Source organism: Marinobacter bryozoorum (assembly GCF_023156245.1).
Lineage (GTDB): Bacteria > Pseudomonadota > Gammaproteobacteria > Pseudomonadales > Oleiphilaceae > Marinobacter > Marinobacter bryozoorum.
The window spans coordinates 153,247-178,343 of record NZ_JAKZAH010000005.1 but is presented as its reverse complement, the minus strand read 5'-3'; the positions used below and the strand labels follow the sequence as shown (position 1 = coordinate 178,343).

Annotated in this window: 18 protein-coding genes; 11 read left to right on the top strand and 7 right to left on the bottom strand. The window is 59.9% G+C overall.

All coding sequences use genetic code 11. From position 1 onward, the window contains the following. Positions 1-79: 79 nt before the first annotated feature. On the top strand, positions 80-412 hold the full coding sequence (locus MLC59_RS20115; RefSeq protein WP_427901700.1) for a GNAT family N-acetyltransferase: 333 nt from the start codon (positions 80-82) through the stop codon (positions 410-412). Positions 413-808: 396 nt separating this feature from the next. Here the strand turns inward: MLC59_RS20115 and MLC59_RS05000 are convergent, their stop codons facing one another. Beyond that, the gene (locus MLC59_RS05000; RefSeq protein WP_248231459.1) at positions 809-2,503 is read right to left on the bottom strand and encodes a long-chain-fatty-acid--CoA ligase; all 1,695 of its coding nucleotides are present in this window, start codon (positions 2,501-2,503) and stop codon (positions 809-811) included. A gap of 124 nt (positions 2,504-2,627) precedes the next feature. Between MLC59_RS05000 and MLC59_RS04995 the strand changes: the two genes are divergently transcribed. From MLC59_RS04995 to MLC59_RS04985, 3 genes are all read left to right on the top strand, one after another. Then, entirely contained in the window at positions 2,628-3,236 is a 609-nt protein-coding gene (locus tag MLC59_RS04995; RefSeq protein WP_248231453.1) for a QsdR family transcriptional regulator, read from the top strand. A 60-nt stretch (positions 3,237-3,296) separates the two neighbouring features. After that, positions 3,297-4,445, top strand: coding sequence for a C4-dicarboxylate TRAP transporter substrate-binding protein (locus tag MLC59_RS04990; protein ID WP_248231451.1), 1,149 nt, complete (start codon positions 3,297-3,299; stop codon positions 4,443-4,445). Positions 4,446-4,515: 70 nt separating this feature from the next. Further along, positions 4,516-4,965 (top strand): acyl-CoA thioesterase, encoded by a 450-nt coding sequence (locus MLC59_RS04985; RefSeq protein WP_248231449.1) that lies wholly within the window; start codon positions 4,516-4,518, stop codon positions 4,963-4,965. Here the strand turns inward: MLC59_RS04985 and MLC59_RS04980 are convergent. After that, a complete protein-coding gene (locus MLC59_RS04980) occupies positions 4,949-6,901 on the bottom strand; it encodes a sigma-54-dependent Fis family transcriptional regulator (protein WP_248231447.1) in 1,953 nt (650 codons plus the stop codon). The two genes, MLC59_RS04985 and MLC59_RS04980, sit on opposite strands and share 17 nt — an antisense overlap. A gap of 427 nt (positions 6,902-7,328) precedes the next feature. On the opposite strand from MLC59_RS04980, the gene MLC59_RS04975 reads away from it, so the two are divergent. From MLC59_RS04975 to MLC59_RS04945, 7 genes are all read left to right on the top strand, one after another. Then, positions 7,329-8,273: an alpha/beta hydrolase gene (locus tag MLC59_RS04975; RefSeq protein ID WP_248231445.1), complete on the top strand. Its 945-nt coding sequence runs from the start codon at positions 7,329-7,331 to the stop codon at positions 8,271-8,273. A 4-nt stretch (positions 8,274-8,277) separates the two neighbouring features. After that, a complete protein-coding gene (locus MLC59_RS04970; RefSeq protein ID WP_248231444.1) occupies positions 8,278-9,906 on the top strand; it encodes a flavin-containing monooxygenase in 1,629 nt (542 codons plus the stop codon). Positions 9,907-10,239: 333 nt separating this feature from the next. Then, on the top strand, positions 10,240-11,724 hold the full coding sequence (locus tag MLC59_RS04965) for an aldehyde dehydrogenase family protein (protein ID WP_248231443.1): 1,485 nt from the start codon (positions 10,240-10,242) through the stop codon (positions 11,722-11,724). Positions 11,725-11,803: 79 nt separating this feature from the next. Then, positions 11,804-13,900 (top strand): PQQ-dependent dehydrogenase, methanol/ethanol family, encoded by a 2,097-nt coding sequence (locus MLC59_RS04960; RefSeq protein ID WP_248231442.1) that lies wholly within the window; start codon positions 11,804-11,806, stop codon positions 13,898-13,900. Between the two features lie 92 nt (positions 13,901-13,992). Further along, positions 13,993-16,098 carry a TonB-dependent receptor family protein gene (locus MLC59_RS04955; protein ID WP_248231440.1) on the top strand — a complete coding sequence of 702 codons (2,106 nt, stop codon included), beginning with the start codon at positions 13,993-13,995 and terminating at the stop codon, positions 16,096-16,098. Between the two features lie 129 nt (positions 16,099-16,227). Beyond that, positions 16,228-16,692: a (2Fe-2S)-binding protein gene (locus MLC59_RS04950; protein ID WP_248231438.1), complete on the top strand. Its 465-nt coding sequence runs from the start codon at positions 16,228-16,230 to the stop codon at positions 16,690-16,692. Next, complete coding sequence (locus MLC59_RS04945; RefSeq protein WP_248231436.1) at positions 16,689-19,040, top strand: xanthine dehydrogenase family protein molybdopterin-binding subunit; 2,352 nt, start codon at positions 16,689-16,691, stop codon at positions 19,038-19,040. Before MLC59_RS04950 ends, MLC59_RS04945 begins: the two co-directional genes overlap by 4 nt. A gap of 550 nt (positions 19,041-19,590) precedes the next feature. Here MLC59_RS04945 and cynS read toward each other — a convergent pair. The 5 genes from cynS to MLC59_RS04920 all read right to left on the bottom strand — a co-directional run bounded on the left by cynS (position 19,591) and on the right by MLC59_RS04920 (position 25,068). Beyond that, complete coding sequence (cynS, locus tag MLC59_RS04940; RefSeq protein ID WP_248231434.1) at positions 19,591-20,040, bottom strand: cyanase; 450 nt, start codon at positions 20,038-20,040, stop codon at positions 19,591-19,593. Between the two features lie 60 nt (positions 20,041-20,100). Then, positions 20,101-21,459, bottom strand: a complete 1,359-nt coding sequence (locus MLC59_RS04935; protein WP_248231432.1) for an FAD-dependent oxidoreductase — start codon at positions 21,457-21,459, stop codon at positions 20,101-20,103. Continuing rightward, positions 21,456-22,595 (bottom strand): acyl-CoA dehydrogenase family protein, encoded by a 1,140-nt coding sequence (locus MLC59_RS04930; protein WP_248231431.1) that lies wholly within the window; start codon positions 22,593-22,595, stop codon positions 21,456-21,458. The genes MLC59_RS04935 and MLC59_RS04930 overlap by 4 nt, the downstream gene beginning before the upstream one ends. A gap of 42 nt (positions 22,596-22,637) precedes the next feature. After that, positions 22,638-23,192 carry an OsmC family protein gene (locus MLC59_RS04925; RefSeq protein ID WP_248231428.1) on the bottom strand — a complete coding sequence of 185 codons (555 nt, stop codon included), beginning with the start codon at positions 23,190-23,192 and terminating at the stop codon, positions 22,638-22,640. 217 nt (positions 23,193-23,409) lie between these two features. Continuing rightward, positions 23,410-25,068, bottom strand: coding sequence for a sigma 54-interacting transcriptional regulator (locus MLC59_RS04920; protein ID WP_248231426.1), 1,659 nt, complete (start codon positions 25,066-25,068; stop codon positions 23,410-23,412). Positions 25,069-25,097 lie beyond the last annotated feature (29 nt).

The window sequence follows — 25,097 nt, the reverse complement described above, 5'->3', positions numbered from 1 at the left end:
CCTCGTGTTGGAAACTGTGAGGTTACTTTAGGGCGAATTTTAGCGGGGTGGCAGAACGTCGCGGAATGGACGCTTACCTATTGTCTTCCCCCAAGGGCATCCCCTGCAAAAGCGGTTTTCGTCGGATCCGCCGGTTTACCGGCTGGCACGACTTGCAGTTGATAACTCCGTTAAAGGATATGGATTGGGATCATACCTGCTGATTGAGTGCCTGAGGCGGGTTGTTGATGCGTCGATTTCAGTTGGAGGTATAGGCTGTGCGGTAGATGCCAAAGACGACGACTCAAAACGATTCTACGAAAAGTTTGGGTTCGTTGCGATTGATGTCGTTGAGGGTGACTCTCTATCTCTTTGGCTACCTCTTGAAAACTGTCTCGAAGCAGTAGAACTTTCACAGCCCAGTGGACGGTAGTCGGGTTCTGCCTGGATCGTCGAGGGCGGTGGGACTATCCGGGTCTCCGTAGCCAAGGGCGACCTGATCGCGCTGAAAGGACGGATCAAGAGTGGCGCGGACTTCCCGGATCACGTCATCGCCTGGTATGGGAAGGCAGCGGGGGCAGAGGAAACGGCCACGTTTGACAATGAGGCAGGGAAAGCCCCGTTGTTCCGATATATCCGAAAGCGGTGACCTTGAGGTTAGATCCATTAGATAAGAAGTCCCACGACATGAAATCGTTTGATTGTGGGCTGGAGCGCGTCAACGAATTCTGAGGTGGACCCAGTCAGCTGAGTGTGCGAATTTGGCACATGAAATTTGTAAGACTCCCGGCAACGTGAAGGTCATCCCGCTAACCGGGCGTCGCTTTAATCAACCGGTTCCCTTCACTTCCGCATAAAGCTCTTTCTTGGACAGCTTGCCCACTGGGGTCTTGGGCAGTTCGTCACGGATTTCCAGGCCGTGGATCATCTCGTGTTTGCCAAGGCGGGAGCGCAGGAAGTCCTGCATTTCTTCCAGGGTGGGCTCCGGTTGGCCCTGGGCCAGGGTTATATAGGCCCTTGGGCTTTGGCCCCGGTACTCATCCGGCACACCGATAACCGAGACTTCAGAGACGGCGGGATGTTCGTGGATGGCTTCCTCGATGTTGCGCGGGTATACGTTGTAGCCGCTGCAGATAATCATGTCCTTGGTGCGGTCGACGATATAGAGGAAGCCGTTGTCATCCATATACGCCACGTCACCGGTGCGGTAATAGCCGGTAGAGGTGGTGGACTCGGCTGTGGCATCGTCCCGTTTCCAGTAACCCTTCATCATATGGGGGCCGCGGATGCACAGTTCGCCGCGCTCACCAGTGGGCATCTCTTCTTCGCCCTCCAGTGAAAGAATCCGGAGGTCGACACCCGGTACCGCAACACCGCACGAGCCTGGTGGCGCTGTCATTCCGTCGGGGGTGAAGGTGCCTATGGAGGCAGTCTCTGTCATGCCCCAGCCTTCCTTGACCGAGCAGCCGGCCCGCTCCTTGAAACGTTGCTGGAGCTCAACCGGCAGCGGGGCGCCGCCGGAGTTACACAGCTTCAAGGAATCCAGGCGGTAGTCATTCAGCTCCGGGTAGGCCAGCAATGCGGAAAGCATGGTGGGCACCGCCGGGAAAACCGTGATCTGCTCGTTATGGATGGCCTCCAGGGCCTGCCTGGGCTCAAAGCGCACCTGTTGATAGAGCGTCGCGCCGTTACGCAGGCCAAACAGCATATTTACCACGATGGAATAGATATGGAACGGTGGCAGTACCGCCAGCACCTTCTCTTCGCCGGGTGCAACCGTGGTTGACAGGGCTGTGCCCAGTTGGTCGGCAGCGCTGGACAGGGTTCGGTGGGTGAGCATGGCACCCTTGGGCGCTCCCGTGGTGCCACCGGTGTACTGAAGCACCGCAAGGCTATCCGGCGTCCTGGACTCCGGGTAAACCTGGTATTCACCGTCGTTATCCAGCAGGTCTGCAAAGCTGACGATGCCGTCGGTTGGCACCTCGGCCAGTTCACCTGCCTGGGCAAGCTGTTCACGAACCTGGGCCGGTGCAGCAGAGAATTCATCCAGTGACCCGACAATCAGGCTCTGAAGCCGCGAGTTCCCCATGAACCGGGTCATCTGGGGCAGCAGGGCTTTCAGGTCTACCGTGATCATCAGGTCCGACTCACTGTCGGCAATTTTGTGCTCGAGGATACGCTCGGCATCCAGTGGCGAGTAGTTGACCACAACGCCACCGGCACGAAGAACCCCGAGGAAGCTGATGATGCAATGGGGGCTGTTGGGCAGGTACAGGCCCACATGCACGCCCGGTTTTACACCAAGCCTTTGCAGGCCCCTGGCAGCACGGGATACCAGGTTGTCTAGTTCCCGGTAGGAAATGTCGCGCCCCATGAACTGGACCGCGGCTCTTTCCGGCCACCGGGTTGCTGATTGCGAGAGCATCTCGTGGACAGGCCGGCCTGTCAGTTCCGGGTAGTGGGGAATACCCTCAGGGTAACTGCGAAACCAGGGAGCATCGGCAGGGACTTGGGCGTCCGTCATTTTTACCACCTCTTGGATGTTTGTTCTTGTCGTCGCTTGCATGTCGCGCACTGCGCTTCTATCTTGTTCGGGGCAATGCAACATTGTTATTCTGTGACGCATGATGCAACAAAAACAAATATCGATGCAAACAAAGATTACACCCCTTTCAAGGGCACTGGCAGGCGAGAACCGCGTGGGCTCGGTGACCCCGATCGCTGCCCTTCAAATTGGTCGTAAGCGCTGGTTTGAAGGGGAGAAAATCAACATGGGTTCCATAGCGCAAGAGCTGGGTGTTAACCGCGCCACGCTGTTCCGCTGGGTGGGAAGCCGGGACCTGTTTATCGGCGAGATTATCTGGTCGTTCTATCAGGAGCTGATCGACAGCACCCTGGAAACCAGCACAGGGGAGGGGCCCGAGTACGTGGTGTCTGTCTGTGAGCAGCTACTCCGAAAGGTTATTCACAGCGAAGCGCTATACCGCTTTATTCGCCAGGACCCGGAATACGCCATCCGCATACTCACCTCCAAAACCAGCCTTTTCCAGGCCAGGTCCGTCGATACCATTCGCGCCCTCATCCTTGAGCAGTCCCGAAAAACGCGTTGGTCGCCCCCGATCGACCCTGATGACCTGGCGTTTCTCGTCGTCCGGGTTGGTGAGTCCTTTCTTTATGGCGATGTTATCAGCGGGCAGAAAACCGAAATTGCCCAGACCACCACAGCGGTTCGATTGCTGCTGTCAGGGCATGCGTGAAAGCCGGCGTAAACAAATAAAAAAACTGTACCCCCCAACCAAAACGGAGAAAGCAAACCTATGAAATACCCAGTCAAGGCAATTGTCGCAGGAATTACACTCGCTGGCCTCGCCAGTACCAACATCGCAGGCGCGGAGCAACTTCGCTTTGCCACCGGTTCTCCCCAAAACACCCTGGGTACCAAAGGCATGGAAGCCTTTATCGAGGGGGTCGAGGAACGCTCCGGGGGAGAGATCGCTGTAAAAGGCTACGCCCAGTCCTTGCTCAGTTTTATGGAAACCCCGGCTGGTCTCAGGGATGGCATGGCGGACCTTGGCCATGTTTTGACACCTTATTTTCCATCCGATTTCCCCAACACCATCATGTTGACGGAGATGACCATGGCGCCTGAACTGTCCCGTGAAGACGCCAAGACCGCCATGTTTGCCTACACCGGGGCCGTCGCTGATTTTGTGATCAATGACTGCCCGGAATGCATTGAGGAACACCTGGACCGGAACCAGGTGTTCCTGAACATGGTAAGCACGTCGCCTTATGGTCTGTTCTGCAACGGTAAGTTTACGGCGTCCGCTGATATCGACGGCAAGCGAATTCGTATCGGAGGGCCCCAGTGGGCGCGGTGGGTCGAAACCATGGGAGGCTCACCGGTATCCATTCCGGTAAATGAAACCTATGAAGGACTGAGCCAGGGGGTAGTGGATTGTACCGCCCATAACCTGTCGGACTTGCTGAACTTCAAGTTTATCGAAGTGGTCAGCGATGTAACCATGGGCGTTCCTGGCGGCACGTTTGGCGGGGTCGGCACCAACATCAACGCTGATACCTGGCGTTCCCTTTCGGAAGACCGCAGGGAAACGCTGCTCTACGGCGCAGCGGTGGGGGCTGCCGAGACGGTTATTCTCTATTACGAGGATCACGTCGAGGCCCTGCGCCAGATCGATGAGAGCGATACAGTAACGCTGCATGAACCAGATGAGGAGCTTGTGGAAGCTACCCGGGAATTTATTGAAAAAGACCTCGAAACCGTTGCCGCTCACTATTCAGAGCGCTTTGATATCGAGAATGCCCCGGAAAAAATGGCTGCCTTTCGCAAGACCCTGGCGGAGTGGGTCGATAAAGTCGAAGGCGTAGAAACCCGGGAAGGTCTCACCGACCTTTACTGGAACGAGGTTTTCTCAAAGGTGGATGCGAGCGCTTACAGCCTCTGACAGACTTTCCATTGAGTGTTGAAGGCCAGGGTTCCGGACCCTGGCCTTACTAATTTCAAGGTACATAACAATGACCCAACCATTCCGTTACTACATGCAAGTCCGCTACGGCGAATGCGATGCCCAGAAAGTGGTTTTCAACGCCCGTTACGGCGACTATATCGACCTGGCGGCCACCGAGTTTCTCCACCATATCTGTGAGCAGGACCAGCTGCCCGGTGGTGGTTTCGACTACCAGGTGGTCAAGCTGACCATTGAATGGAAAGCCCCGGCCCGTTACCGGGACCAGCTGGAAATCACTGTGCAGCCAGGGCATATCGGCAACACATCCTTTACCCTGGACATGGATATCAGCAACGCCCGCACCGGGCAGTTCCTGGCAAAAGGCGAGATGGTTGGTGTGACGGTGCATCCGGAAACGGTCGAGAAAATGCCCATTCCCGACCTCATGCGCCGGGCACTGGACCAGGGTGGTCGGGGAGAGTTTATCGACCACGCTGGGTTCAGCAGGGGATCCTGACTCTGCCAGGGCTGTCGGCGGCCTCTTTGTTCAGGCGGCGATAAAGGGTGGAGCGGCTGATGCCAAGGGTCTTGGCTGCCGCCGAATAGTTGCCGTTGCAGGCCTGGAGGGTTCGCTGCATGTGCTCCCACTCCATGTCCTTGAGGTTTTGTGTCTGTGGCTCCCGGTCAGCCAGGCTAGCCACCGTCGGGGGCGGCACAAGGTCGTGCTGCTGGAACTTTCTGCGCCAGCGTATCGGAAGGTCTGCACTGGTCAGGTAATAGCTGTTGGGTTGTGCTCCGACCAGCAAGGCCTCCAGGCAGTTCTCCAGTTCCCGCCAGTTGCCAGGCCAATGATACCCCGCCAGTTGCTTGCGCAGTTCAGCGTCAAGGTCAACGAATCTGCCATGGCGCCCACAAACCTCCTGCCACAGGCGGTCGACCGCGTCCGCCAAGTCAGTTTGCTGGTGCAGCGCCAGCAGCTCGACTACTACGGCGGCCAGCCGGAAATAGAGGTCTTCCCTGAAACGCCCCTGGTCGACAAGCTCTTCCAGGTCGTGAAGGCTGGCCGCCACGATACGACAATCAATCGGAAGCTCTTCGTGACCACCCAGGGGAGTGACCGTGCGCTCCTGGATTACCCGCAACAGCCTCGCTTGCAGCTCCAGGGGCATATCGCCAATTTCATCCAGCAACAGGGTGCCGCCCTGGGCCTGCAGGAAGCGTCCGTTGTAGCCGCCCTTGCGGGCGCCGGTAAATGCGCCGTCGCGATAACCGAATAGTTCACCTTCGATCATTCCTTCGGGAAGTGCCGCGCAGTTGATGGCCACGAAGGGGCCAGTCGCCCCGGAATCAGTATGAAGGGCCCTGGCAAATTGCTCCTTTCCGGTGCCGGTATCCCCCTGTAGCAGTACTGGCATTCCGGCTTCCAGGGCCCGAACGCCGCGGCGGGCCTCTGCCGCCAGTTCGTCCGGCCATGTCCGGATCAACGCCTCCATTGCCGACAACTTCACGGGTTTGCGCAGTGGCAATGGGGTAACAGAGCGCCAGTTTGAAGGTGGTGAGAGCCGGCCAATCATCTGGCGCCCGGTTCTTTCCAGGCTCAGAACGCCAGGGTATTTCCGGCAATGATCGACCATGGCACCCCAGCTGACGCCGAAAATAGACTCCACCGGACACCCGACCAGCCCGGTTTCGGTTGTCACGAAAGCCTTCAGGGCGTGGGAACTGGCCGCAACCAGTGAGCCGTCGTCGTTAAAGGCGAGTAGGCCGGATGGCTCCTGCTGAGACCAGGTCGACAGGGCCTGGACCTGCAGGATCCAGTTATCACGGTAGCTGTCCAGGAACAGCTGGTGCTCAAAGGCCGCCGAGAACCAGTTTGCATGGTCAAGGAACTGGTCTGGCCGCGGGTGGTTAGCCGCAAAGGTGAAGTCGATCAGCCCCAGCACGTCTCCGTGCAGGTCAAACAGCGGGGCGGCCACGCAGCTGACGGTGACATCCGGGTATAACAGGTGTTCACAGGAGTTTACCAGCACCGGCTTGCGTTCAATCAGGCAAAGCCCGGGGCCGTTTGTGCCCGCGAGTGACTCGGGCATCCGGACTCCGGGGTCCATAACAACGTCGTCCATGAAATCCTGGTGGCGCCCCAGCTGTTTAAGGATGGTCGCATCGGGGGACGCAAGGATCACCTGGCAGTCATTGAGGTTGTTGGAGAGGCGTTCAGCCAGCGGGGATGACAGCCTGAGAAACCGCTCGTTACGGCCCATCTCATGCTTCAGTTCTCCGCCCGCCATCTGCGGCAATTCTGGCTGGGACCCGACCCGTAAACCGGATTCCAGGCACCTTAGCCAGGACTGGCCGATACTGGCATCGAGCAAGTCAGTAGAAACATGGCCCCGCTCCGCCTGGAGGTAAGCCTGCTTTATGACTTCCGGGGTACGAAGAACCGTCCGAAACATCCCGTGCACTCCTGTAGGGGTATTGTTCTTGTTGTCTGATTTTGCAACACCTGTCGCACTCTGGCACAGGCAAGCCAGATTCATAGTAGCAAAGATTTCGCTAACTGTATGACTACCAAGGTTTCCTCCATAAGTCCATTGCTGGCACGAGTCTTGACTTACAGGAAATGCAGGCTGTTCAGGCCTGTACACCAACAATGACAACAAGGGTGAAAAGGGTACGTTATGACTCAGACTTCAGATTCGCCAAAGGCCTGGCTCGAAAGAGCCCACATCTCCTTTCTCAGTGACCGGCTGGTCGATACCACGGGTGCTGCACCACTCGAGCAGCTGCGCCTGGCAACGGAGTGCAAAGAATGCGGGTGGATGCCACTCACTGAGGAAACTTCATTTAATGGCGCACTTCGTGCCGGGGAGGCTGGCTAACATGGCTCTTGATCAAGCATCGATGATGTTCCTCGAAGCCCTTGCCAAACCCGGAGCTCCGGCGATCCACGAGAGCACACCCGCGATCGCGCGCATGAGTGGCCCGATCCTGGCGGGTATGAGCGGCAAGGGACCCGACGTCGGATCGGTTGAGAATTTCAAGCTTGCGACCAGCGATGGTGATGAAATCCGGATGCGGGTCATGAAGCCTGAAGGCAAGGCAAAGTCGGTCCTGGTCTATTTCCACGGTGGTGGTTGGGTCATCGGCGACATTGACCTTCAATACGATAACCTGGCTCGCCAGTTGTGCGTGAAAACACAGTCGGTGATTGTGCTGGTGAACTATCGCAAGGCGCCGGAACACCGGTTCCCGGCTGCGATCGAAGACAGCCGCGCTGGCCTCAACTGGGCGGCAGAGAACAAGCAGCAGCTTGCGGGCGCGAATGTGCCACTGATCGTCGCCGGTGATAGTGCAGGCGGCAATATAGCGGCGGTCATGACCTTGCGGGCCCGCGATCATGGCGGCCCGAAGATCGATTACCAGGTTCTTGTCTATCCGGTCACTGACTGTGACTTTGATCGTCCCTCCTATGTCGCTCCAGAGAATCAGTTGCTACTTAATCGCGACACGATGATCTGGTTCTGGGACCACTATTTACCCTCAGGAGACCGCGCCCACCCGGACGCGTCGCCGCTGCGTGCGAAAGATTTGTCCGGGCTTCCGCCGGCGCTGGTTTACCTTGCCGAATGTGACCCGCTGCACGATGAGGGCGCCGAGTACGCCGCCGCGCTAAAAGATGCCGGCGTTGAGGTGGAGCTGAGCGTTGCAGAGGGTCAGATGCACGCGTTTTTCCAGATGGCAAACATTCTGCCCGGGTTCGACGTTGGCGTTGAGTACGTCAGTGAACGGATCAATGCCTACATCGACAATCTTGCAGAGGGTTAAGGCTATGACGACAACTACGGCACAAGACAAGCAAAATAAACCCGCAGACGTCGATTACGATGTTGTGATCATCGGCGCCGGGTTTGCCGGTATGTATCAGTTGCACAAGCTCCGTCAGATCGGGCTGAGTGCACACATCTTTGAAACCGGAGACGACGTCGGCGGCACCTGGTACTGGAACCGTTACCCGGGTGCCCGGGTCGACATCGAGTCGATGGAATACTCATATTCGTTCGACGACAAACTGCAGCAGGAATGGCGCTGGAAGGAGCGGTTTGCGCCGCAGCCTGAATTGCTGGAGTACGCCCGCCATGTTTGCGAACGATACGACCTGCGCAGGGATATCAGTTTCTCGACGCGGGTCAATAAACTGGCGTGGGATGACCGTGCGCGGACCTGGACGGTCACCACATCCGGCGGAAAGGCCACCGCCGCACGATACGTCATCGCGGCAACCGGGTGCCTGTCCAAGCCCTCTGATCCGAGGTTCGAGGGAATGGAGAGCTTTAAAGGTGAAATGTACTGGACCTCCAACTACCCTCGCGAAGGTGTCGATCTGTCAGGCAAGAAAGTCGCCGTGATTGGCACCGGATCGTCGGGCATTCAGACGATCACCACAATTGCACCGCAGGCCGGCCACCTGACCGTCTTTCAGCGGACGCCGACGTTCGCCGTCCCCGCTCACAATACGCGTATCTCTGATGAACGAGACGCCGAAATCAAGGCCAATTACGCAGAGATCCGGCGACTCGGTCGGGAGACCTCGGTGGGGTTCAACCAGCCTCCCGGTAACGTGATGTTCGCCGATGTTTCCCCTGAAGAGGCGCGCAAAGACCTGGACGAGCGCTGGGCCCGCGGAGGCCTGGGGTTCAGTTTTGGTTTCGAGGATGTGTTGTTTGAACCCGTGGCGAATGAGTTCGTAGCGGAATATGTCCGCAACCGAATCCGGGAGAAGGTAAAAGACCCGCAGACGGCGGAGTTGCTATGCCCCACGAGCTACCCCATTGCCAGTAAGCGGATGTGTGTTGATACCGGTTACTTCGAGACCTACAACCGGGACAACGTAGATCTCGTTGACCTGCAAGCCGAACCATTGAAGCGGATCACAGAAACCGGGATTCGTGTTGGAAACCGGGAAATTGATTTCGACGTCATCATCTTTGCGACAGGTTTCGATGCGATGACCGGCGCGTTGAACAGTATTGAAATCAACAATGGTAACCAAACGCTGAGCGATAAATGGCGCCATGGGCCACAAACCTACCTGGGCCTGATGAGTCATGGGTTCCCGAACCTTTTTATGATCACCGGTCCGCAGAGCCCGTCCGTGCTTTCGAACATGATGGTATCAATAGAGGACCACGTCGACTGGGTAAGTGAGGCCCTCAGGGATCTGAAGGAGTCCGGCCGCACCCGTATCGAGCCCGCCCCGGACGCCGAGGAAAACTGGGTTCATACCACCAACGACCTGGCCAACCTGACGCTGATGCCCCAGGCCAACTCCTGGTACATGGGGGCAAACATCCCTGGCAAGGAGCGCGTCTTCATGCCGTTCGTGGGTGGTGTCGATACCTATGCCCAGATCATCCATGGCGTACGCGTTGCCAACTACCACGGCTTCGAATTCGCCTGAGGTGTAAGTAACTGAGCCTGGACCTGGCAGGTGCCCGATAGTCTGAAGGTGATAGTCTGAAGGTGTCTGTCAGGTCAGGTCTGCGATTGCTCCCCCGGGGTCGGTTTGCTATCAAACCGGAGTCCCTGCCCACCCGGGCTGTCTGATTTTGCAACACCTGTCGCACTATGACACAGCTCCCATCCTCGCGCCTGACTGTACAGGTTTCCCTAACCCCATGATTATCGGGTCTTACTTGATTGATCCCCCGCTGGCATGAGTCTTGATAGGAACTGAGACAGGCTGTTTTGGCCTGCACACCAACAAAGACAACAACGGTGAAAAGGAAACGGTATGACCCAGATCTCTGATTCGGTAAAGGCCTGGCTGGATAAAGAGCACAAGCTGTTTATTGGCGGCAAACCGGTTGACGCGGTGAGCGGTAACTCGCTGGACGTATTCAACCCGGCAACCACTGAACGAATTGCCCGCGTGGCATCCGGTGGCGCGGAAGATATTGACCGTGCGGTAAAGTCTGCAAGAGAGGCGTTCGGCAGCTGGCGCAAGGCGCGCCCGGCAGTCAGGGAAAAACTGTTACTGGACCTTGCGGACGCGATAGAGGCCCGTGCCGACGACTTTGCTGTTATCGAAACCCTCGATAATGGTAAACCGGTGACCGTAGCGAAGGGCATGGATGTAGCCAGCGTGGTCTCGTTTATTCGCTATACCGCAGGCTGGGCGACCAAGATTGATGGCCGGTCCATGACCCCCACCTTACCCCCGGTTCCGGATGAGGCACAGATCGTTGCCTACACACGCCGGGAGCCTGTCGGGGTGGTCGGTGCCATTGTTCCCTGGAACTTCCCGTTGCTGATGACCGCCTGGAAGGTAGCTCCAGCGCTGGCTGCGGGTTGTACCGTAGTGCTGAAACCGGCAGAGGATACGCCCCTGACTGCCCTGCTGCTTGCAGAAGTGGTCAACGAGGTGGGCTTTCCGCCCGGCAGCCTGAACGTGGTTCCGGGGCTCGGCTACGAAGCAGGCGCAGCCCTTTCGGGACATCCCGGCATCAACAAGATTGCCTTTACCGGTTCTACCTCCGTTGGTAAGCAGGTAGGTCGGGCTGCCATGGAAAACATGACCCGGACAACCCTGGAGCTCGGTGGAAAGTCACCGGTCATGGTCTTGCCGGATGCCGACCTCGATATGGCCGCCGCAGGCGCCGCTCAGGCGATCTTCTTCAACCAGGGGCAGGCGTGTACGGCAGGCTCCCGCATCTATGTACACGAGAGTATCCATGATGCCCTTGTGGCCAAGCTGGTGGACCAGGCCAGGGCGCTGACCCTCGGCTCGGGAATGGACGAGACCACCATGATTGGTCCGCTGGTATCGGCCAAGCAGCAGGAGCGCGTTCTCGGTTACATCGAGCAGGCCCGTTCCGACGGCGGCAAGATCGAGATTGGTGGTGGCAAGGGCCTGGACCAGGGTTACTTTGTAGAGCCCACCGTCATTACAGGCCTGGCCCAGGACAGCCGTTGTGTGCAGGAAGAAATCTTCGGGCCGGTTGTGGTAGTCCAGAAATACAGCGATAACCAGGAGCTGGTCAGACTGGCGAACGACAACTGCTACGGCCTGGCCGCCAGCATCTTCTCCAACGACCTGTCCCAGGTCAATCGTCTGATTCCCGAGATTGACGCCGGTTCGGTCTGGGTTAACGGGCACCACCTGATTGACCCTTGCATGCCCTTCGGCGGCTTCAAGCAATCCGGGACTGGCCGTGAGCTGAGTGACAGCCTGGTCGAACATTATACCGAGCAGAAGTCTGTGGTCATTCTATGCTGAGAGGGTTGCCTGGCCACATCAAGTGAAAGGCCAGCCGTTATCAGCGAAGGCGTACAACAACAAAACACAGGAAACACCCATGTTAAAGAACAATAAACGGATTCTGTTTACCAGCCTGGCGGGGGTGCTCGCTGCTGGTCATGCCATGCTTGCTGCTGCCGATGAGTCGCAGTATGTCGACGAAACCCACAAGGCGATAGCCGAGAACCGCGACACCGGGAAAAACTGGCCGGCCCACGGCTTTGACTACCAGGAACAGCGATTTAGCCCCCTGGACGAGATCAATACAAAGAACGTCAAGGACCTGAAACTGGAGTGGAGCTACAACCTCGGGTCCAGCCGTGGCGTTGAGTCTACCCCGATCGTACTGGACGGCGTGATGTACGTGACTGCGCCGTGGAGTATTGTCCATGCGGTGGACGCGAAAACCGGCAAGAAACTGTGGACCTACGATCCGGAAGTGCCTAAATCCTATGGTGAAAAGGGGTGCTGCGATGTGGGTAACCGGGGCGTTGCGGTGAGCAACGGTCTGGTCTATTTCGGGGCCTTTGATGGACGATTGATCGCCCTGGATGCCGAAAACGGTGAGCGCGTGTGGGAAGTCGACACCATCGAGGACCGCGAAAAGCCCTACACCATTACTGGAGCGCCCCGGGTCTTCAAAAACAAGGTCATCATTGGTAACGGCGGTGCTGAATACGGCGTGCGGGGTTATATCACCGCCTACGATGCCGACACCGGCGAGGAAGCCTGGCGTTGGTATACGGTACCCGGCAACCCGGATGAACCCTTCGAAAACGAAGCAATGGAAATGGCTGCCGAAACCTGGGATCCCAGCGGTAAGTACTGGGAAGCCGGTGGCGGTGGTACCGTCTGGGACAGTATGGTCTTCGACCCGGAGCTTGACCTGATGTACATCGGCACCGGCAACGGCTCTCCCTGGTCCCACCTGCACCGCAGCCCGGGCGGCGGTGACAACCTGTTCCTTGCATCCATCGTGGCGCTGGATCCGGATACTGGCGAGTATCGCTGGCACTACCAGGAAACCCCGGGGGATAACTGGGACTACACCTCCACCCAGGACATCATCCTGGCGGACCTGCCCATCAACGATGAAACCCGCAAGGTACTGCTCCACGCTCCCAAGAACGGTTTCTTCTACGTAGTAGACCGTGAAACCGGTGAGTTCATTTCAGCGGAGAACTTCGTTGATGTGAACTGGGCGACCGGTTATGACGAATCCGGGCGACCCATGGTCACAGCGGAAGCGCGGTCCGAGGATGAACCCTTTGACGCGATACCGGGACCCTATGGAGCACATAACTGGCACTCCATGTCATTCAGTCCGGACACGCAGCTGGCCTACATACCGGCACAGAATATTCCCGCGTCCATGCAAAAAATGCCGGAATGGGACTACAACGAGGATGAGCCGGGTGTATTCATGAGTGGCATCGGCTGGAATACCGGTATGTACCTGAACCCGACCACGCCGGGCAGCAAGCCCTTCGGGCGCCTGGTGGCCTGGGATCCGGTAGAGCAGGAGGAAGCCTGGCGTTATGAGCACATTTCGCCCTGGAACGGCGGCACCCTGACCACAGCAGGTAACCTGGTTTTCCAGGGTACTGCTGACGCGCGCCTGATGGCCTTCAATGCCAGTAATGGTGACAAGCTGTGGGACACCATGGTCGGCACGGGTATCGTTGCAGCACCGGTAACCTATGAGGTGGACGGCCAGCAATTTGTGTCCATCGCCGCCGGCTGGGGTGGGGTCTATGGCCTGGTCCAGCGGGGCAGTGAGCGGACCATTCCTGGCACCGTTTACACCTACTCGCTGGATGGTAATGCGGAGCCCCCCGAATACAGCAAGCACCAGCAAACCAACCTGGTTTCAGGTGTGGATTACAATCCGGAACTGGCCGAAGAAGGCCTGGGGCTCTACATCGCCAACTGCGTAGCCTGTCATGGTGTGCCAGGGGTTGATCGAGGTGGCGCGATCCCGAACCTGGGCTACTCCAATGCCAAGGTGATCAGTGACCTGGAATCCTTCGTATTGGACGGAGTGTTGGCCAACCGGGGGATGCCTGACTTTTCGGAGCGTCTGAGTGAGGAGGACGTGAACAAGATCCGGGCCTTTATCATGGGTACGGCGGATACCATTCGCGCCAGCCAGTAACCCGGTTCGCAAGCGGGGGCTCTCCACCAGGACCTGCGCCTGGGGGTTAGTCCCCACTTAACAAGCCAGAGACCCTTTACCTGGACGAATCAATGACAATAAAAAACAGACTGTGTATAAAAAAAGACCTGCGTGCAATTGTCCTGATCGGGGCCGGGGTGGCCTTGCCGGGGCTTGGAATGGCTCAGGGGGCCATATCCGACGACCAGGCCGAAACCGCCGATACCACCCAGAATCGACCATCAATATTGGTAACAGCACCGCGCCTGGCCCGTTCCCTGCAGGATACGCCAGCCGCAGTCTCGGCAGTTACCCGGGACCAGATCCATCAAGGTCAGCAGGGGCTCCAGCTGGATGAGAGCCTCACCATCGTGCCTGGCCTGTTCCTCCAGAATCGCAACAATTTTGCCCAGGGGCAGCGTATCGCCAGTCGTGGCTTTGGCGCGCGCTCGCCCTTTGGTATACGTGGCATCCACGTTCGTGTGGATGGCATTCCCTACACATTGCCTGACGGCCAGGCCCAGGTAGACGCCATCGACCTCGACAGTGCCGAACGCATCGAAGTTATCCGGGGGCCTGCCTCGGTCCTTTATGGCAATGCCGCCGGGGGTGTCATTGATGTGACCACGGCCGATGGCAGTCAGGCGTCAGGTGCAGCCATCGGGTTACAGGGCGGCAGCGATGGCTATCGCAAGTTGTCGGCCAGTCACGGCGGCGACAACGGTCGCTGGCGGCATAATCTGAGTTTCTCGGCACTGGATTTCGAAGGTCAGCGGGACCAGAGCGAAGTTGAGAAACGCCTGTTCAACGGGCGCATCGGGTACCAGATCGATGAAGACAGATCCCTGTCGGCCCTGGTAAACATCCTCGACATGCCGTTGGCAGAAGACCCCGGTGGCCTCACCCTTGAAGAAGTCGAAGAAGACCGGGACCAGGCTGCCCCCATGTCGTCTCGGCTGGATGCCGGCCAGGAGGTCGAGCAACAGTTGGTGGGGCTGCATTACCGGGACCAGGACCTCGGCGGTGGCGACTTGAATCTGAGGGGGTTTGCTAGCTGGCGGGATTTCGAGCAGCAACTGCCCTTCCCGGGTAGCAGCCGAATCCGCTACGACCGGTTCTATTACGGCGGTAGCGCCGACTACAGGCGTGGCCTGCAGATACTGGGTCAGCCTTCCACCATTATGGTGGGTACTGAGGTACGCCGGCAGGAAGATGACCGCTCACGTTTTGCCGTGAACACCGACCGGGAAATCACCGCCCGTACCGGTGACGAGCAGCAGGATGCCACCGCGACAGGTGTATTCGCACTGGCTGACGTGGACCTGAGTGAGCAGCTCACCGTTAGCGGCGGGGTCCGCCACGACTGGGTGCGCCTCTCTATTGATGATCGTTTCATGGCCGATGGCGTCGACAATAGTGGCAGCCGCACCCTCCGTGAATGGAACGGCAGCCTGGGAGCGCTTTACAGGGTGAGTACTGAACACTCTCTCTATGCCAACGTCGCCACAGCATTTGAAACCCCGACCTTCACCGAGTTTGCCCGGCCTGAGGGGCAGGGCGGGTTCAATAGCGACGTGGAACCCCAAAAGGCCATCAGCCGTGAGCTCGGTCTCCGCGGCTACCTTGCGATGGGCATCGAATATGACCTGAGCCTGTTCCGTATCGACGTGGACGACGAGTTGCTTCCCTTTGAAGCGACAGATGGCCGGACCTACTACCAGAATGCCGGTGAAACCTCTCGCCAGGGCGCCGAACTGGCCCTCGACTGGTACATGACCCCCGCGTGGCGCTTGCACAGTGCCCTCACCATGGCCAGCTACCGGTTCGAGGATTTCGATACCGACGACAATGATTACAGCGGCCTTCGCATGCCGGGACTGCCACGCCACCAGTGGAACAACCGGCTTACCTGGTCGGGCCTGGGTGACACCTTTGCCAGTGTTGAAGGGCTTTATTCCGGCGACTTTTACGCCGACAACGCCAACACGGTAAAGGTCGACAGCAGCTGGGTCATGAACCTGAAGGCCGGAACGGGCTGGCAGCTGGGCACAGACCGCCGCCTGAAGGTCTACGCTGGCATTCGTAACCTCCTTGAAGAAGATCACTACGCCAACGTGCGGATCAACGCCAATGGTGGCCGTTACTACGAACCGGCACCCGGGCTGACCTTCCACAGTGGACTTGAGCTGGTCTTCTGACCGGCTTGAAAGCACACTGTAGGTAGGTCATGGTTCTCAACAGCCACTGCAGAACGCCGGTGCGCAAAACACCGGCGGGGCCTTCGCCAGGCGACAGGCCAGACAACAATTCGAAGACGGGAGAGCGCAATGATCAACCTGACAATAAACGGGGAAGAGCACGAACTGGATGTCCCTGATGATATGCCCCTGCTTTGGGCGCTGAGGGATATTGTCAAACTGACCGGCACCAAGTTCGGCTGCGGCATTGCCCAGTGCGGCGCCTGTACGGTGCACCTGGACGGCAAGGCCACCCGCTCCTGCGTGACCCCGGTTACCAAGGCCGAAGGCAAGGCAATCACCACCATAGAGGCCATCGCAGATGACGACGTTGGCAAGCGGGTACAGGAGGCCTGGCTTGAGCTGGGCGTGGCCCAGTGTGGCTATTGCCAGGGTGGTCAGATCATGACCGCAACCGCGCTTCTCAAAGAGAATGGCAGCCCCGATGGTGCCGAGATCCGTGATGCCATGAACGGCAACCTGTGCCGGTGTGGCACCTACAATCGCATTGAAGCGGCGGTTGCACGGGCGGCGGATATGGAGGACAAGGCATGAGCAGCACAGGCAAATCGGTCCTGCTGGCCAATGTGAGCCGGCGCCATTTCATGCGCGGGCTCGCCGCGGGTAGTGCGTTCGTCATGGCCGCCCGGTGGGGCCTGGCGACGGCCTCTGAGGGTTCAGACAGCGCGAAGTATGGCGCCGAGGGCATGCCCGGTGGTTGGGTAGACAACCCCAATGTGTTTATCCGAATTGACGAGGACGGTACGGTAACCATCACCAATCACCGGGCCGAGATGGGGCAGGGCATACGCACCAGCCTGGCGCTGGTGGCCGCCGACGAGCTTGGCGCCGACTGGGAGCAGGTCAAGGTCGAACAGGCCGACGCAGACCAGGATAAGTACGGCAACCAGAACACCGATGGCTCTCGCAGTATGCGTCACTGGTATGAGCCCATGCGCCGGGCTGCTGCCGGCGCCCGCCTCATGCTGGAGCAGGCTGCTGCCGATCAGTGGGGCGTACCCGTTGACGAGGTGGAAACCCGCGTGCACGAGGTGGTCCACAAGAACAGCGACCGCAGCCTGGGCTTTGGTGAACTGGCGGCGGCGGCCCGTGAACTGGAGGTTCCGGACCGTGACCAGCTGACACTGAAGCCGGACAGTCAGTTGCGCTATATAGGTCGCGAAACCGGTCTGGTCAATGGCGATCTGACAAACCGGGAGACCCGTCCGCCGGCCGTAGACGGCCAAGACGTGGTCACCGGCAAGGCCCGCTTCGGCGCCGATGTGCAGATGGACAACATGCTGTATGCGGTCGTTGTCCGCCCGCCAGTACTCGGGGCACGAGTCAAAAGCGTGGACGACAGCGCCGCCCTGAAGGTACGCGGTGTCATCAAGACGATCACCCTGGAAGGCACCGGCATGCCGGCCGCATTCAGCCCGCTGGGTGGTGTGGCGGTGGTCGCCGAGAATACCTGGGCAGCCATCAAAGGCCGTGATGCCCTTGAAATCGAATGGGACCTGGAGGCCGCTGGCGACAACGCGCAGTATACCTCCGGTGAGTACCGCGAGATGCTGGAACAGCGGGCCGAGTCCGCCGGCAAGGTGGTCCGCGAGTCCGGGGATATCGAAAAGGCCCTGAAGGGCGCCAGCAAGACCGTCACGGCCACCTACTATATGCCTCACATGGCCCAGGCGCCCATGGAGCCGCCGGTGGCGATCGTTCAGTTTGACGGCAACAGTGCCGAAGCATGGGCACCCATCCAGCATCCCCGGGCTACCCGGCAAGGCGTCGCTGGCGCACTGGGGCTGGACCTGGAAAAGGTGACCGTCCACCAGACCCTGCTCGGCGGTGGCTTTGGCCGGAAGTCCAAGCCGGATTTCGTGATCGAAGCGGCCAGGCTTGCCAGGGAGTTTGAAGGTCGCCCGGTACGGGTGCAGTGGACCAGAGAAGACGACATCCACCACGCCTATTTCCATGCCGTGTCCGTAGACCGGCTGGAAGCCGCCCTGGACAGTGACGGCAAGGCCACCGGCTGGCTGCACCGGACACTGTCGCCGAGCATCGGCTCACTGTTCGCTGAAGACCCGAAGCACAAGGCGGACTTCGAGCTAGGCATGGGCTTTAACACCATGCCCTTCAATATTCCCGCAATCCGCCTGGAAAACCCTGAGGCGCCTGCCCACACCCGGATTGGCTGGTTCCGGGCGGTCTACAACCTGCCGCACGCCTGGGCCATCCAGAGCTTCGCGGCAGAAATGGCCGAGGCCGCCGGCCGGGACCACCGGGACTACCTGCTGGAGCTTCTTGGAGAGCCGCGCCAGATCAGCCCGTCGGAATTCAAGGACGGCTGGAACTACGGCGAAAACCCGGAAATCTATCCCATCGATATCGGCCGCATGAGAGCCGTGGTGGAGCGGGCAACCCGCGAAGCCAACTGGGACAACAAGGACCGGGGTGAGCGGCGCGGGCTTGGCCTGGCCATGCACCACAGCTTTGTGTCCTACACGGCCATAGTGATGGATGTGGAAGTGGCGGATGACGGCGAAGTGATCATCCACCGGGCCGACATTGCCTTCGATTGCGGCAAGGCGGTCAACCCGGAGCGGGTACGCTCGCAGCTGGAAGGCGCCTGTGTCATGGGCATTGGCATCGCACTGCACAGCGAAGTGTCGTTCAGCAACGGCGCAGCGGACCAGGATAACTTTGACCGGTACCTGATCCCGCGCATGGAAAACGCCCCCCGCGAGGTGCATGTACACCTGGTAGATGGCGGCGACGATGCCCCGATGGGCGGTGTCGGGGAGCCGGGCTTGCCCCCGGTCGCGCCGGCCCTGTGCAACGCCATCCATGCCGCTATCGGTAAGCGGGTTCGTCGCCTGCCCGTAGGGAAGCAACTGGCCTGAGGGCCTGACCTACGCCAGTGCCCCGCCACCAGGTCTGCCTGGTGGCGGGGGAACCCAGCCCGGTCGTCGAGCAGATTAAAGCCCTGCTCGGCGTACTGATGCCCCAGCCGACCGCGGGGACAACACCCGGGCGTTCCACCAGAAGATCAATGGCGTTATCAGCACTGTGGGGCCGAGCCACGTTGCCAGTGGCGGCAGAAAGGTGACACTGACGACCACTGCCGCAGTGAGGGTGGCTATGCTTCCCCCGAGCATACGAGTCAGGTGTACAGCGGGACGGCCAGAGCCTTCAGCTCCGCCTGCTGGATCGCCGCCTGGTCCCGGTTGGCCGAACCTACCGCAACGCCTTGAAGGAATCTGGTTGGCTGTAACTATCCCGCCAATGATCCCCATTAAGTAGCCCGGCATGCCTGGAAACCGTGTGCAAATTCAGCACTATCAGCCGGGGCTGCGCGGAACGGCAGTCGCAGACCAAGGCCTATCGGTAAGCGAATGGCCCGGCGGGATACCCGATGGCCCACAGCCCTCGGTTACCCCGCCGGGCAATGGCTCAGTAAGACTTGTAGGGAAGGAACTTGCCAGACAGCACCACGTTAACGCGATCCCCGTTGGCGTTTTGCTCGCGCTGAATGTCCATGTTGAAGTCGATGGCGCTCATGATGCCGTCGCCAAATTCCTCATGGATGAGTTCCTTGATGGTGCTGCCGTAGACATTGACCACTTCGTACCAGCGGTAGATCAGCGGGTCGGTGGGCACGGCTGTCGGCAGTGATCCCTTGTAGGGAACCACCTGCAACCAGGCGATGGCCTCATCGGTCAGGCCGAAGATGTCGCCGACAATTTCGGCCTGCTTCTTGTCGAAGGTCATCTGGCCCAGGCATGCAGCGGTGGTCCATTCCTTGGAGAGGCCGATGGCATCGGCCACCTGGCTCCATTGAATGCCCTTGCTGACCTTGGCAGAGAGGATCATGTTGGTCACTTCTTCGCGGGTATGGATCATGATGTTCACCTTTGGTTGACGTCATTGTCGGGACTGGGCCGGTCGCCCGGCCCGGAAAGATCAGGCGGCCTTGCTTTGCATGGGCTGGCCGAGGCTCAGTGTGGCGACGATGGTGTCGCCAACCCGTTGTTCCATCACCATGCTGTTGCCTTCCCGCTGGGTGATTGCCCAGCGGCCATCCGGTTTTGGCAGGCCGTGCAACACCAGCGGCAGCGACCGGGTTTTCAGGCGTACTACCGGTCGTCTGTGTTCATAGGCTGGGGCCTCAACACCTAACACCGCCGCCGCAATGGTGCGGGCCTGGTGCTGGATGGGTTCGATAAAGCGGCACGGTTCACCGTTCAGACTGATACAGTCGCCAAGGGCATGGATCCAGGGGTCGCTGGAGCGCAGCTCCTGGTCTACCTCAATGCCACCGTTGAATGCCAGCCCGGCCTGGCGGGCAAGGCGGTTGTCGGTTTTCAGGCCGGTGGCAGCGATCACCTGGCCCACGGCCAGGGTTTCACCGTTTGCCAGCAGAACGGTCTTGCTGTCACCGTCGGCGCGGACTGCCTTGACCTGGCTGTCGGGCCGGTAGTGAATGCCCTGTTCCGCCAGGCTTTCCTGCAGGGCCTGCCCGGCTTCCGGGGGTATCAGGCCACACAGGGGGTGGCTCTGGCGGTCCAGCAGGGTGACCGTGTGGCCGGCGCGGGCCAGGTCTTCGGCCAGTTCGCAGCCCACCATCCCTGCGCCGACAATGGCGACCCGCCGGGGGCCTGCGGCCAGTTGTTGCTGTAAGCCGCTCCAGTCGGCCAGATCATTGATGCGCCAACACAGTGATGGGGGCAACTCGTCAGGCAGGGCGGGCTTCGCGCCCTGGGCCAGCACCAGGCGGGTGTAGGCCACGGTGCCGCGGGTGGTGCGCACTTCCCGTCGCTCCGGGCTGATGCCCACCACGAAGGTGTTCGCAAGCAGGCGAACCCCGAGTCGGTTTGCCGCTTCGGCAGCGCTCTCCCGCACCAGGTCCCCGGGCTGCTGACCCCGGCTCAGGGCCACCGACAGCTCCGGTTTGTGGTAACGGTCGCCATGGCAGGCGCTGATCAGGGTGATGGGGGTTTCGGCGTCCAGGTGGCGGATTGCTTCTACGACTGACCACCCGGCAATGCCGGCACCCACCACCACAATGCCCGGCACCTTGCTGAAGGTGGTGATGCCCACCGGCGCGGCTGCGGTAATCTCCTGCTTTTCCAGCAGCTCGAAGTCGGACTTGGTGACACCGCACAGGGGGCACTCCCAGTCATCCGGAATGTCCTCAAATCGCGTGCCCGGGGGCAGGCCACTGTCCGGGTCGCCTTCCGCCTCGTCGTAGATCAGGCCACAGGCGAGGCAGATATACTGGCGCCAGGGGCGTTCTTCCAGGTCGGGTTTTCGGGTACTCATGCCGGAACCTCCTCTCGCATCAGTTTGTCCATCTCCCAGCGCAGGTGCTTGATGGCCGGTGTCACGATGGCTACGAAGTGGGCTTCACGGATCCGGCGCTGGGGGGCGGAATTCATCAGGTACCCGCGGGCCCCCTGGTGCAGCAGGGCGGACTGGGAGGCCTTCAGGGACAATTCGGAACCGTGGGCCCTCAACTCCAGCACATCGAGCAGGTAGTCCTTGCTGCCGTCATAGGGGGTTTCTGCAAGCCGGGCCGCGCGTTTGGCCACCTCGTCAAATTCGGCCTGCAATTCGTCGGGGCGGTTGTGCAGGTACTGATTCACGTGTCCCAACTGGTTCTCCACCGCCCGGATGGAATCGATGGAGCCCTGGATGACACCGGCGGCGATCCCCACCTGCAGCAGGATGAACGCACCGCGGATCTTCTGGATAAACGGCCGGGCGGGGTCCGCAATGATCTGGTCCTCGCTGACGAAGTAGTCGTCCAGGGGCACCGACCAGGTGCTGGTGCCTTCCATACCCGAGAACTCTGGGCAGGGTCGCAGGGGCACCCGGTCATCAATGTCCAGCAGGAACATCACTTCGTGGGAGCGGCTGCCATCATCGCGGTCCACGGCGGCAATGGCGCCACAGTACTGGCCCGGGCCAATGTGGCTGACCCAGGGCAGGGTACCGCTGACCCGGTACCCGCCCGGTACCTTCTTCGCTTTCAGGGCCATTTTCTCGATGCCGGTCAGGGCCTTCATGGGATTGGACAGGGCGGTGCCCCCGAAGGTCTGGCCGGCAGCATGGCCCTGCAATCGCTCCAGCAGGGCCGGGTTGCCGGACTGCTCCATGTAGAGTCCGCAGACATCGTGGCACCAGGTCATGAACCCGGTGGAGCCACAGTGACGGCTGATCTCCTGCATGCTCGACAGCGCCAGTCCGAAGCGACTACCGTGTTGGTCCAGGTGAGTGGCGAAGGCGCCAGCCTGGCCCAGGTCTGCCATGATGTCGGTCGGGTAATAACCTTCATGGTCGATGCGGTAGGCGTTGGGCGCCAGCTGCTCGCTGGCAACCCGGGCGACCTCAGCCTGCACCATGGCGTCATCAGCCCAGGGGCTTAACGGTGGGTTGGATACGGCGACGTTATTCATGGCAGTTCTCTCCTCTTGGTCCTCGCCTCTGTGTGGGCCGGTTCAGTCCATCAGGCTGATGCTGAACGGGATCGGGTTGCGCATGGTGTTGGCCACCGGGGAGAAGTAGTTGGCGTGCTGAACGATCTCGTCCAGCTGTTCCCGGGTGGCATCGCCTTCCACCAGCACCTTGACGCGGATTTCCTGGAAGCCCATCTGATCGGGCTTCATTTCCGCACCACCAGCACCCCAGGCCGCCGGGTTGCCGATATCCCCTTCCAGGAAGATCTCCAGTTTGCTGAGTTTGACCTGCTTCCAGGTGGCTACGGCGGTGATGCCGACGGCGAGGCAGCCTCCCAGACCGGACAGCACGATCTCGCCGGGTGCCGGCGCTGTGTCCTCGCCGAACAGGTGCAGGGGCTCGTCCACCACCACTTCATGTTGATTGACGTGGCTGATGGTTCGGTACTGGCCCTCGGTCACCGTGTGGACCTTGTTGGTGCCGCGGGTGCCGGGGTTGTTGCGCCCCTTCTCGGCGAAGGCCAGCAGACCCTCCCGGTCGATCGGACGCAGGTAGGTTGAAACGGTTTCGGGTTTGGTAGGCGTTGCAGTGGTCATTGGCAATTCTCCAGTGGCTTTGATGACACCGCGCGGTCCGGGACGGGCCTCGCGGTAACCTGTTATGTCCAGAGCAGGAGCTGTGCCAGTTTCGCCATTTTTATTTTTTATCTTTTAAAACAGATGCCTATGGTTTTTGGGGTGGCGGTTGAGAGGAGTGAGGCGGGAAGTGTCGGACATTGTCCTGATGACAATGTCCGACAATGTCGGTTGGTGGTCAGGGCGCATTGGTCAGTTCAAGCTTGTCCAGCCGGTAGCGGAACTGGCGCGCGCTCATGCCCAGTAATGCCGCAGCTCGCGTCTTGTTGCCGCCGGTCTGTTGAAGGGCGTTCAGCAATTGTTCCTCTTCATCCTCCCGGACCCAACGATACGGACGGGAAGAGGCGGCAACAGGGGCTACAAGGCCCGGTTCCGTGATGCGGGTCGGGGCAGCAGGTTCCGCGGCGCGCGGGTAATTTGATACAGCCGCCTGGCCCGCCTCCAGGTGCTTGTTGATCACCGATTCCTGGCGCAGGATGCTCTCGATGTCGCTGACGCTGATGTTGCCGTCCAGCGCAATCAGTACCGCCCGCTTGATCACGTTTTCCAGCTGGCGGATATTGCCGGGCCAGTTGTAGCTCTCCAGCCGCTCCAACACCCCCCGGCCAAACAGGGTATAGCGGCCGTACTCGCGATTGGCGCTGAGCAGGAAGTGCCGGGCCAGAATGCGAACATCACCGTCCCGTTCCCGCAGCGGCGGCAGGTGGACCGGGAACACATTCAGGCGATAGAAGAGATCCAGGCGGAAGGTGCCCTGGTTGACGGCCTCCTGAAGGTTCTTGTGGGTCGCTGTGACAATGCGCACATCCACCGGTACATCCCGGGTACCACCGACCCGCTGGATAACCTGGCCTTCCAGCACCCGCAGCAGCTTGGACTGCAGCTCCATGTTCAGGTCGCCGATCTCATCCAGGAACAGGGTGCCGCCATTGGCCAGTTCGATCTTGCCCGGCTTGGTGGCGGTTGCACCGGTGAAGGCGCCTTTTTCATGGCCGAACAGCTCGGACTCCAGCAGCTGCTCGGGAATGGCAGCGCAGTTGATGGCCAGGAAGGGCTGGTCACAGCGTTTGCTGTTGAGGTGGAGAATCTGGGAGAACCGCTCCTTGCCGGTGCCGGACTCACCGGTCAACAGCACCGTGACCGGGGTATCGGCTACCCGGGTAATCTGCAGCAGGGCATCCTTGACGGCGGCGCTTTCTCCCAGGATGCCGTGATTGTTCTGTTGCTGCTCCAGGGCCACCTTCAATTCCTGGTTTTCTTCCCGCAGGTGGCTGGTGCGCTCTTCGATCAGGGTGTTGATCTTGATGATCTGGGCAATAAAAGTGGCCAGGATGCGCAGGATCACCAGGTCGGCATTGATGGCCCTGGGTCGCATGCGTAAGCGGTGTGCCGCCAGTACACCCACGGTCAGGTTACCCTCCATGATGGGCACCGCCAGGTAGGAGACAATCCCTTCCGGCAGGGTTGCCCGGTCCACGGTCCGGAACAGGAAACCGGGTTCCTGGTCGACGTCCTGCACCACCGCCTGCTGCCCGGTTTTCATGACCTTCCCGGTGACCCCTTCCTCGAAACTGTAGAGGCCCCGTTTCCGCTCCTGGTCGGTCAGTCCGTAGCTGTACCGAATGGCCAGCAGGCCGTCCTCATCCGATGGCAGCAGCACCCGACCCCGGTTGAGGCCCAGCATCTGGGACATCAGGCGCAAGGTACCGGTGATGGCCACCCCGGGTGTGGCGGACTGACCGATCAGCCGGGCGGCCTCCTGCACCACGGTGAGGTCGGCAGCGCCGGTATCAATGGGAGCGTCGGTGGTCACGGGCGTAATCACTTGCGTGTCCATGGTTTTCATTCTCCTGACTAGGCAACGAC

Bases quoted from the DNA above. Each gene is read 5' to 3' on its own strand.
- MLC59_RS05000 (WP_248231459.1), bottom strand. From the start codon at position 2,503: ATGACGGACGCCCAAGTCCCTGCCGATGCTCCCTGGTTTCGCAGTTAC.
- MLC59_RS04930 (WP_248231431.1), bottom strand. From the start codon at position 22,595: ATGAATAACGTCGCCGTATCCAACCCACCGTTAAGCCCCTGGGCTGAT.
- MLC59_RS04975 (WP_248231445.1), top strand. From the start codon at position 7,329: ATGGCTCTTGATCAAGCATCGATGATGTTCCTCGAAGCCCTTGCCAAA.
- MLC59_RS04965 (WP_248231443.1), top strand. From the start codon at position 10,240: ATGACCCAGATCTCTGATTCGGTAAAGGCCTGGCTGGATAAAGAGCAC.
- MLC59_RS04990 (WP_248231451.1), top strand. From the start codon at position 3,297: ATGAAATACCCAGTCAAGGCAATTGTCGCAGGAATTACACTCGCTGGC.
- cynS (WP_248231434.1), bottom strand. From the start codon at position 20,040: ATGATCCATACCCGCGAAGAAGTGACCAACATGATCCTCTCTGCCAAG.
- MLC59_RS04970 (WP_248231444.1), top strand. From the start codon at position 8,278: ATGACGACAACTACGGCACAAGACAAGCAAAATAAACCCGCAGACGTC.
- MLC59_RS04950 (WP_248231438.1), top strand. From the start codon at position 16,228: ATGATCAACCTGACAATAAACGGGGAAGAGCACGAACTGGATGTCCCT.
- MLC59_RS04920 (WP_248231426.1), bottom strand. From the start codon at position 25,068: ATGGACACGCAAGTGATTACGCCCGTGACCACCGACGCTCCCATTGAT.
- MLC59_RS04960 (WP_248231442.1), top strand. From the start codon at position 11,804: ATGTTAAAGAACAATAAACGGATTCTGTTTACCAGCCTGGCGGGGGTG.
- MLC59_RS04925 (WP_248231428.1), bottom strand. From the start codon at position 23,192: ATGACCACTGCAACGCCTACCAAACCCGAAACCGTTTCAACCTACCTG.
- MLC59_RS04995 (WP_248231453.1), top strand. From the start codon at position 2,628: ATGCAAACAAAGATTACACCCCTTTCAAGGGCACTGGCAGGCGAGAAC.
- MLC59_RS04955 (WP_248231440.1), top strand. From the start codon at position 13,993: ATGACAATAAAAAACAGACTGTGTATAAAAAAAGACCTGCGTGCAATT.
- MLC59_RS04945 (WP_248231436.1), top strand. From the start codon at position 16,689: ATGAGCAGCACAGGCAAATCGGTCCTGCTGGCCAATGTGAGCCGGCGC.
- MLC59_RS04935 (WP_248231432.1), bottom strand. From the start codon at position 21,459: ATGAGTACCCGAAAACCCGACCTGGAAGAACGCCCCTGGCGCCAGTAT.
- MLC59_RS04985 (WP_248231449.1), top strand. From the start codon at position 4,516: ATGACCCAACCATTCCGTTACTACATGCAAGTCCGCTACGGCGAATGC.
- MLC59_RS04980 (WP_248231447.1), bottom strand. From the start codon at position 6,901: ATGTTTCGGACGGTTCTTCGTACCCCGGAAGTCATAAAGCAGGCTTAC.